Origin of the sequence: Stenotrophomonas humi (assembly GCF_001431415.1) — a bacterium.
Taxonomy (GTDB): Bacteria; Pseudomonadota; Gammaproteobacteria; order Xanthomonadales; family Xanthomonadaceae; genus Stenotrophomonas; species Stenotrophomonas humi.
On sequence record NZ_LDJI01000038.1, the window covers coordinates 19,169 to 27,089 of the forward strand.

Below are 7,921 nucleotides of genomic sequence, written 5' to 3' on the forward strand. Positions count from 1 at the left end.
ACCCAGGGGACTGGCATGTTCATCGTGAGCAGGCGCCAGCGAAAGCCACATACAGGGAAAATGACCATGCGAAAGAAAATTGGCCAATGGGCCGCTGCACTCGGCCGCTCGAAGGGAAAGAAGGGAATACTCGCTGTGGGAGGCGGAATCTGCGTGGCGACGTGGCTTACGGTTGCGATCTCGATGGCAATCGGCGTCGGGACCGGGGCGCGGATCGTCCTGCTGAGTGTGGCGCTTGTAGCCACCGAGGTATTGTTCTGGATAGCGGCTGCATTGTTGGGCGTTACCGTGGTCCAACTACGCCGGAAGCTGCTGGGCAAACTCCTGCCTGGGAGGCGCGGCGATGCAGCGTGAAATCACGCAGACGGTGATCGCGCTCCTGGCCTGTGCAGCTTTGGCGGGCTGCAGTTCGGTTGCCACAACGAACGTGGTGCCAGCGGGTGTGCTTTATCACGGCTTCTCGCTGGTTGATCCCGATGCCGAGCGTGTGGTGGAAGACGCCTACGTCCTGATCAACGACGGCAAAATTGCGGCGGTCGGCTCAGGTGAGTGGAAGGGCCGGCTCCCGGAGCGTTCCGTGGACATGGCAGGCCACTACGCGCTGCCGGGGCTGATTGATGGGCACGCCCACATCACCTCGGGCCCGCACAGCGTGGAAGTGATCGATGGCGTTCCCCTCATCAGCATTCCGAGTGTCGATGCGATCACCCAGTACAACGCAGCCGTCGCGCTCGCTTTCGGGATCACGACGGTTCGCAATCCAGGTGGCGATCCTGCGGCGAACGCCCGTTACGATGCGCAGATCCGGACGGGCGCGTGGCTTGGTCCTGAAGCACTACATGCCGGTGCCGTCATCCAGCCCCCGCCATTTGGCGGTGCCGCGTTCGCCTACCCGCGCTCGGAGACAGAGTGGAACATGGAAGCCCGGCGGCAGGCCGACATGGGCATGCGTTACTTCAAGCTCTACAGCGGACTGGATGCCGATGAACTCAAGCAGGGCATCCAGGCAGCACACCGGAACGGGCTCAAGGCTATCGCACACCTGGACACCATCAGCTGGACGCAGGCGGCACGGCTCGGCATCGATGGCTTGGAACACACCCTGCCCACCAGCGCCGACCTGCTTGAACCCAAGCAACGCGTCACCTACTTGGCCGAGCGTGGCGCGGACGCCCGCTATCTCTTCCGTTGGTTTGAACTGGCAGATTTCGACGGCCCACTCATCCAGGAGATGCTTGCGGAGCTGGCCCAGCGGCGCGTGGTCGTGAGCACGACGCTGGGCGTCAACGAGCTGGCCTACAACAGCGATCGCCTGGACAGCGTGCTTCCGCCCGAAGACCGGGCCTACTCTCATCCAGCCAACCTCGAAGCATTGCTGGCCTTCCTGCCGCGCATGAGTGAAGAGGACCACCGGCAAGCGCGGGCAGTGATGCCTAAGGTGCTCGAGTTCGCGCGAAGGTTGCATGTCGCAGGCGTTCCCGTTCTGGTGGGAACCGACGGCAATGGCGGAGGCCCGGCGTACAGCCGCGAACTGGAACTGCACCTGCGTGCCGGTATCAGTGCCTGGGACGTGCTCCGGCTCGCAACATCGGACGCCGCCGATGCATTGGGCATCGGCAATCGCACCGGCCGCATCGCGGAAGGCATGGAGGCCGATATCGCCTTCTGCGGAAGCAACCCGCTTGGCGATCCAGGAAGCCTGCGCGACTTGAAGCTTGTGCTCGCCGATGGAAAGGCCGGAACGCCCGAGGAGATTCTCGGCAGCGTGGATTGGGCATCACGAACAGCAAGCATCGTGCCTCGATAAACGCCCCGCATCGAGATCGTTGGCTTCGCCGCCGACATCACGCGGGAAAGCACGAGGGCTCTGGGATTGAAGGAAGGAACGAAAGCAACGGCGCTGTTCAAGGCATCGAGTGTCATCGTCGGCGTGCCTGGGTGAACTGTGTTGGTGTAGAGGCGTGTCTGGCGTTGTTCCGCGAGAGCAGGGAAGGGCCGTGACCCGGCCGCGCACGCGAGAAGGTTCCCTCGCGTGCGCGGAAGGCCTGAAATCAACCGCAGCGCCGCAGCAGATGCGTCGTTGCGGGCATCCGTACCGGCTTGGCTGCGGGTTGGATCAGTGGGTGACGCGATGAAGGGTCACAGTGCAGTTCCCGCATAGGCGGCGTGCACGATCGTTCCCTCCAGTGTCTGCGCGTCCTTGAGAAGGTTGTACAGCGGGCAGGTTTCTTCAACTGCATCGCGCAGGGCCAGGATCTCCTGCTCGGACGCTGGTGATTCAATGCGTGCCGTGTAGCGGATGTTGCGATAGTGCGCGGGAGCGGGCACGTTCTTGCCGAAGCGCGGGCTGAGCTCGGCATCAGCGGTCACTTCCAGGGAATCGAGCAGGACATTCCTAGCAGCCGCCTGGACTTCGAAGATATGCGTGGGGCAGGTCGTGGTCACGCCGATCAGATGCTCTTCCGCAGTCGGCCCCAATCCATATCCCAGCAAGCCCGGCGCACTGTCGTGCAGCTGCAGGTGATAGCCGTCCTTGCCGATGAACACCTGGCGCAAGCCGGTATGCGGTTCGACATGTGCACGGGCAACGAGTGGCTCCGCTGTCGGCTGGCTACCCGTTTCCGTCTCCTTCTGCTTGGCCAATACCGCGGGGCGCTTCTCCTGGGTGATGAAGTCACGCAGGCCGGGCGGAAGGCTTGGGTCGCGATGCGCAGGTGTCTGGGTGTACTCGACATCGATACGGCTGATCTGCTGTGGCTGCGTCACCAGGTTGATGGCCGAGGATCGCTCATGAACCGCGCGCTTGAGCGCCTGCAATTGTGCATCGGTGGCCGGGGAGTCGATGTAGGCGACATAGGAGAGATTGTTCGGGTAGCTGAGGTCCTTGCTCTTGCGCTTGGGGACGCTGGTGAACACGACGTCCAGTGAATCCAGCGGTACGTTGGCAGCAGCTGCCTGCACCAGATATTCATCTGCAATGGCGCTGGAAAGCACGCCAACAAACGAATCCCAGGATCCTGCACCGAGGTTGTAACCGGCATAGTCGCGGCCGCTGTCGCTGATGTACTGGAATTCGCCACCCGCACCAATGCGAAGACGGCGCACGCCGGAACGACTCTCGGCCGTCACCTTGGTATGGATCGAGGTCGGTACACCGTCCTGTGCTGACAGAGCCTGGATGGCTGCCCGCTTGTCGGTCAGGTAGTCGCGAAGAGGCGTACTTGACTGCGCTGCAGACGCCGCGGGTAAGAACAAGGCGGTGGACAGGACGGTGGTTAGAGCAAAGAACAACGGACGGGCAATGGGCATGACAGGCAGGACTCCGCAGCTGGCCGGACGGCCGGAATGACTGCCGACTTTCCATGTTGCAAGCATGCTGAGGAAATAGCCGATGGCGATGCCGATATTACCGTTGGCAGAGCGCCGTCATCTGCGGCGACTGATTCCATACAGCACATGGCCTCATTCGATGCGGTCATTATTCAGCGTGGCAACGAGTTCCTAGCATCCGTCGCTCAACCCCCAAAGGAAGTGTGCAGGATGCAGTACATCCCCGTGCGTCACCGTGCGCCCAGCGGCTCCGCCGTAGCGGCGAAGAACAATCATCTGCCGGCGCGTTCTGCTCTTGCCTGCATCATCATTGCTGCATTGGCCGGCTCAATGTTGCCGGCACGTGCGCATGCGCAGTCCAGTGAGCAACTACTGCGTGAGAACGAGCAGCTGAAAGCGGAGATCGCACGCCTGCGCCGGGCCGCCGGCCTTCCGGCCGAGGTTGTTGCTGAGCCCCCGCCGAGCACTGCACTGCAATCTGCGGCTGAATCGATACCGGCGTCCCGTGTCGCCGCCGCACCCGGTGTTGGTGATGCGGCCTTGCTGGATGCAGTGATCGTCAAGAGCGAGCAGATCAAGCAACAACCGGCTTCCATTTCCGCGGTCACCGGCGAGGAGTTGGAGAAGTTCCACGTCAACAACTTCCGCGACATCGTCAACCGTATCGGCAATGTTCGAACGTCGTGGCAGAACCCCAATACCGCTTCGATCTTCGTACGCGGGGTCGGTTGGGCGGCCGGCTCCGGTGTACTCGAACCCAGCGTTGGCGTCGCCGTCGACGGCGTGGGCCACGGCATCAATGCGATCTCGGCGTTGAGCAACTACCTGGATATCGAGTCCGTGCAGGTCGTGCGCGGACCCAATGGGACCGAGGGCGGGCGCGCTGCCAATGTGGGACGCATCGAGATCACCACGCGCAAACCCAGTTTCACTCCGGAAGCGCGCGCGGCCATCACCCTGGGCGAGCGCAACACCACCATCGCAACAGCGGTTGTGGGTGGCGCCATTGTCGATCAGAAGCTGGCGTACCGCTTGAGCGTCAACCGCGAAGCTGCCGACGGTCCCTTCGACAACGCCAACGATACACACTACAGCTGGCGCAACACCGACCGCACCAACGTGCGCGCACAATTGCTGTTCACCCCGAATGATCGGATTGAAGCCAACCTGTCGGTGGATGTCACCCCGAAGGGACGCGAAATCTGCGAGAACTGCTTCTGGTTCAACACCAAGACGCCGGCGACCTACGATTGGACCAGTCTGACAACCGGCAACCCGGGGCAGGTGAACTATGCCGAGGACGTATTCGGAAAACTGCAGCGGCGCTGGTTCGCACAGAACAGCAGTTACACCATCGACGACTATTACCGGCCGCGCGTCAATACCATCGGTGAGTACCCGAACACCTACAAGACTGCCGGCGTCATGGCCAACGTGGCTTACAGACTCAGTGACGCCACCACGTTGACGTCGATCACCGGCTGGCGCGATTACGACTTCTCGCAGGGCGCAGGGTCGCACACCGGCTTTGAATGGTTGCGCGCGCCGCGTGGTACGCAGACGAGTTTCGAGCAACTCAGCCAGGAGCTTCGGCTGGATACCCAGTTGAACGATGCACTGAGCCTGCGTGCCGGTGGCTTCTACTTCCATGGCAAGTTCCCCAACTACAGCCAGACCGAGCGTTACGGCACCGACGGAGGCGCCTACTACGCCAACGCAGCGCAGTATGCGCTGCTGGATCCGATCAATCCCGCGCTGCCCAACGCGGTGGATGCCAACGGGCGGCAGCTGCTGTTCAACTCCGTGTATGGCTTGATCACACAGCGCAAGGAGCGCTACGACAACAAGTCGCTGGCGGCATACTCCAACCTCAAATGGGAGATAAACGATGACTTCAGTGTCAACGCTGGCCTGCGCATCAGCCGTGAAACGCGCAACACCAGCGCTGGCAGCGCGATTTTTGCCGATGGTTATGCCGCAGAGTTGAATCCGGCCAAGGTCAACAATGTTGTCTACAACGGCTTTGCCAACGATGCGCTGGGCAATCTGACCGGCGGCAATTCAGTGGCGCAGTTGGCGTTGGCCGATCTGGTCGCGCAGAAGTACTTCGGCGCGACGGGCTACAACGCGTTGACCGCGAAGCAACGGCAGCAGGTCGCCGCGGCAAAGGCCATTCGTGCCGGACGCATCGGCAGCTCGTATCTGAACATCGCTGCGCCAGAGTATGAAGAAACATTGGTCAGCGGGGTGCTTGGCCTCAACTACCGCATCAATGATGCGCTGACGGTGTACGGCTCGTATCGTTACGGCGAGAAACCCGGCATCACGCAGATCGTCGGTGCCACGGCGCAAGGGGGCAAATCACTGCCGGCAAAGGCCGAGTCCACCCAGGCTTGGGAGCTGGGCTTCAAATCGCTGCTGTTCAACGACACCCTTTCGCTGGCCGGCACGCTGTTCCTGCAGAACATCGACGACTACATCCAGAACACCTTCGTTTACGATGAAGTGCAGACGGCATTGAACAACGATGGCAAGCCCGCTTATGTCGCCGCATTGGGCAACGTGCCCAAGGTGCGCACGCAGGGCCTGGAGTTGGATGTCGCCTACTTTGGTATCCCGTACACCACGCTGCGTTTCTCTGGTGCCTACACGGATGCGACTTACCGCAGGTTCCCGCGCGCGCCGAATCCGGCTGAGCTGGGCGGCAGCAATCCGGCCGGCCCGTACTACGACGCCAGCGGCAAGACCCTGCCGGGTGCGCCGAAGGTCAGCGGCAACCTGTTCGCCGACTTCTCGTACCCGTTGGGGCAGGTGTGGGCGCTACAGTCCAACCTCAATTACAACTATCAGAGCAGCTACTACACCGACACGCTGCTTTCGCGTTACGCCAAGACCGATCCGCTAGGTACCACCGATTTCTCGATCGGCCTCGGCCGCCAGGATGGCCGCTTCGCGATCAGCCTGGTCGCCAAGAACCTGTTCGATCAGGACACCGGCGTGCCGCTGACATGGAATTCCTATAAGCCAGGTATCCCTCGTTGGTTGGGGGTCACGGTGCAGGCATCGCTGTACTGAGGAGCTGTGTGAAGGCCCATAGCTCTGTCGAGATACGGCTGGGCTATGGGAGTACAAGGTTGGAAGGTAGCGACCACCTTCCAACGCTTTCCAAATCGGACCGCAGGGGTTATCGCAGCCGCCGCAAGCTGGGGCGGGTTGTGCCAACGTGCCATGCCAGGCGTGGCAGTGCGCGCATGATCTGGTTCAATCCGAAGTGGTCTGCTCGGTCTACCGAATCCGGATAACTTCAATGCAGCCTGCAGCGTTGTCCGAATTGAACATGGAAGACGGGATCGCTGCCATGGATTACGGCTCCTCCGGCAGCGCTGTATCCCAGGGAGCACGCGGCAGGAAGCAGGCAATGAGTTGGTCAACGACCACCCTGATTTTCGGCGCGAGGTCGCGTGTCGCCGGCCACAATGCCTGTATGGCCGCCCCTTGCACGCCCCGAGGTGCCAAGACGGCGACAAGTGCGCCACTCCTCAGCTCATCGGCCACAAGCCACGTCGGCAACTGGGCAATACCCAGTCCGTCGAGCGCCGCCGCCCGTAATGCTTCGCCGTCGCTGATGGTGTGCCGGCCTTCAATCACCAGACGGGTCGTGCCCGCGTCTTCTCCCTGCAGTGTCCAGGGCACGATGCCGCCGACACCTGCGAAGGTGAGGCAGTCGTGGGCGGCGAGATCCACTGCGCGTGCGGGCGGGCCGTGTTCCGCAAGGTACTGGGGCGAAGCGCAGGTGACCACGCGTTGATGACCCAGGCATCGTGATGACAGGAAGGCACTGTTACCGGGTTCACCCAACCGCACCACCATATCGATCCCTTCTTCCAGAAGGTCGACCGCACGATCGGAAAAACGCACATCCAGGTGCAGCTTGGGATGTCGTCGGGTGACTTTGACCAGCTCAGGCATGATCCATCGCCTGCCGAAACTCACCGGCAGGCTGATACGCAATGTCCCTGCAACCTCGCGCCGGCGCGAAGCCGCCCGGGTCTCTGCTTCGTCCAGCTCGGCCAGCACCCGTATGCAGCTTTGATGGAAGTCCGCGCCTTCCTGGGTGAGAGACAAGCGGCGGGTAGTGCGCTCGAGTAATCGCACGCCCAGTCGCTGCTCGAGCGTTGCCACGCTCTTGCCGACGGCCGATTTGGTCACGCCGAGCCGCTGGGCGGCGGCAGTGAAACTGCCGGTCTCAACGGCTTGGACGAAAGCGCTGATGCCTTGAAGCCTTGAGGCGCTGTAGGTCGTCATAGGGGGTAGATTGAAGAATGTAAGTTGTCAGTCTATCGCCGATAAGTCAGATAAGAGATATCGCCGTTGTCAATAGACTGGTGTGAATCGCCCAGGATTTCGTAGACACCTCGCAGCCATAAACTATGGCTTAGGCGGAGGTGGTTATGAGTACGAAACGTTACACGGATGAGTTCAAGATCGAGGCGGTTCGGCAAATTGTCGAATATGGCCGGCCAGTAGCTGAGGTTGCTGAGCGGCTGGGTGTATCGGTCCACAGTTTGTATGGTTGGAGACGTCAGCACGA

General features: G+C 61.6%; 7 protein-coding genes. 5 read left to right on the top strand and 2 right to left on the bottom strand.

The window, feature by feature from the left end; genetic code table 11:
- The first annotated feature begins 66 nt into the window (after window positions 1–66).
- The 3 genes from ABB26_RS16940 to ABB26_RS19480 are packed head-to-tail and all read left to right on the top strand — an operon-like array spanning window position 67 to window position 1,942.
- Window positions 67–354 (top strand): hypothetical protein, encoded by a 288-nt coding sequence (locus ABB26_RS16940; RefSeq protein WP_152982733.1) that lies wholly within the window; start codon window positions 67–69, stop codon window positions 352–354.
- Window positions 344–1,807: an amidohydrolase family protein gene (locus ABB26_RS16945; protein ID WP_057635895.1), complete on the top strand. Its 1,464-nt coding sequence runs from the start codon at window positions 344–346 to the stop codon at window positions 1,805–1,807. The genes ABB26_RS16940 and ABB26_RS16945 overlap by 11 nt, the downstream gene beginning before the upstream one ends.
- 36 nt (window positions 1,808–1,843) lie before the next feature.
- On the top strand, window positions 1,844–1,942 hold the full coding sequence (locus tag ABB26_RS19480; RefSeq protein ID WP_275452825.1) for a TOBE domain-containing protein: 99 nt from the start codon (window positions 1,844–1,846) through the stop codon (window positions 1,940–1,942).
- A 197-nt stretch (window positions 1,943–2,139) separates the two neighbouring features.
- Here ABB26_RS19480 and ABB26_RS16950 read toward each other — a convergent pair whose 3' ends face one another.
- Window positions 2,140–3,309: an OsmC family protein gene (locus tag ABB26_RS16950; RefSeq protein WP_057635896.1), complete on the bottom strand. Its 1,170-nt coding sequence runs from the start codon at window positions 3,307–3,309 to the stop codon at window positions 2,140–2,142.
- 231 nt (window positions 3,310–3,540) lie between these two features.
- Between ABB26_RS16950 and ABB26_RS16955 the strand changes: the two genes are divergently transcribed.
- Window positions 3,541–6,405 (top strand): TonB-dependent receptor, encoded by a 2,865-nt coding sequence (locus ABB26_RS16955; protein ID WP_057635897.1) that lies wholly within the window; start codon window positions 3,541–3,543, stop codon window positions 6,403–6,405.
- Window positions 6,406–6,693: 288 nt separating this feature from the next.
- On the opposite strand, the gene ABB26_RS16960 is transcribed toward ABB26_RS16955, so the two are convergent.
- A complete protein-coding gene (locus ABB26_RS16960) occupies window positions 6,694–7,635 on the bottom strand; it encodes a LysR family transcriptional regulator (RefSeq protein ID WP_057635898.1) in 942 nt (313 codons plus the stop codon).
- 146 nt (window positions 7,636–7,781) lie between these two features.
- Here ABB26_RS16960 and ABB26_RS18770 point away from each other — a divergent pair.
- Window positions 7,782–7,921, top strand: a 140-nt coding sequence (locus ABB26_RS18770) for a transposase (RefSeq protein WP_152982734.1), incomplete at its 3' end; no start/stop codon positions are given.

Coding starts and splice junctions, on each gene's coding strand:
- ABB26_RS16960 (WP_057635898.1), bottom strand. CDS start 7,635: ATGACGACCTACAGCGCCTCAAGGCTTCAAGGCATCAGCGCTTTCGTC.
- ABB26_RS16955 (WP_057635897.1), top strand. CDS start 3,541: ATGCAGTACATCCCCGTGCGTCACCGTGCGCCCAGCGGCTCCGCCGTA.
- ABB26_RS16940 (WP_152982733.1), top strand. CDS start 67: ATGCGAAAGAAAATTGGCCAATGGGCCGCTGCACTCGGCCGCTCGAAG.
- ABB26_RS16950 (WP_057635896.1), bottom strand. CDS start 3,309: ATGCCCATTGCCCGTCCGTTGTTCTTTGCTCTAACCACCGTCCTGTCC.
- ABB26_RS16945 (WP_057635895.1), top strand. CDS start 344: ATGCAGCGTGAAATCACGCAGACGGTGATCGCGCTCCTGGCCTGTGCA.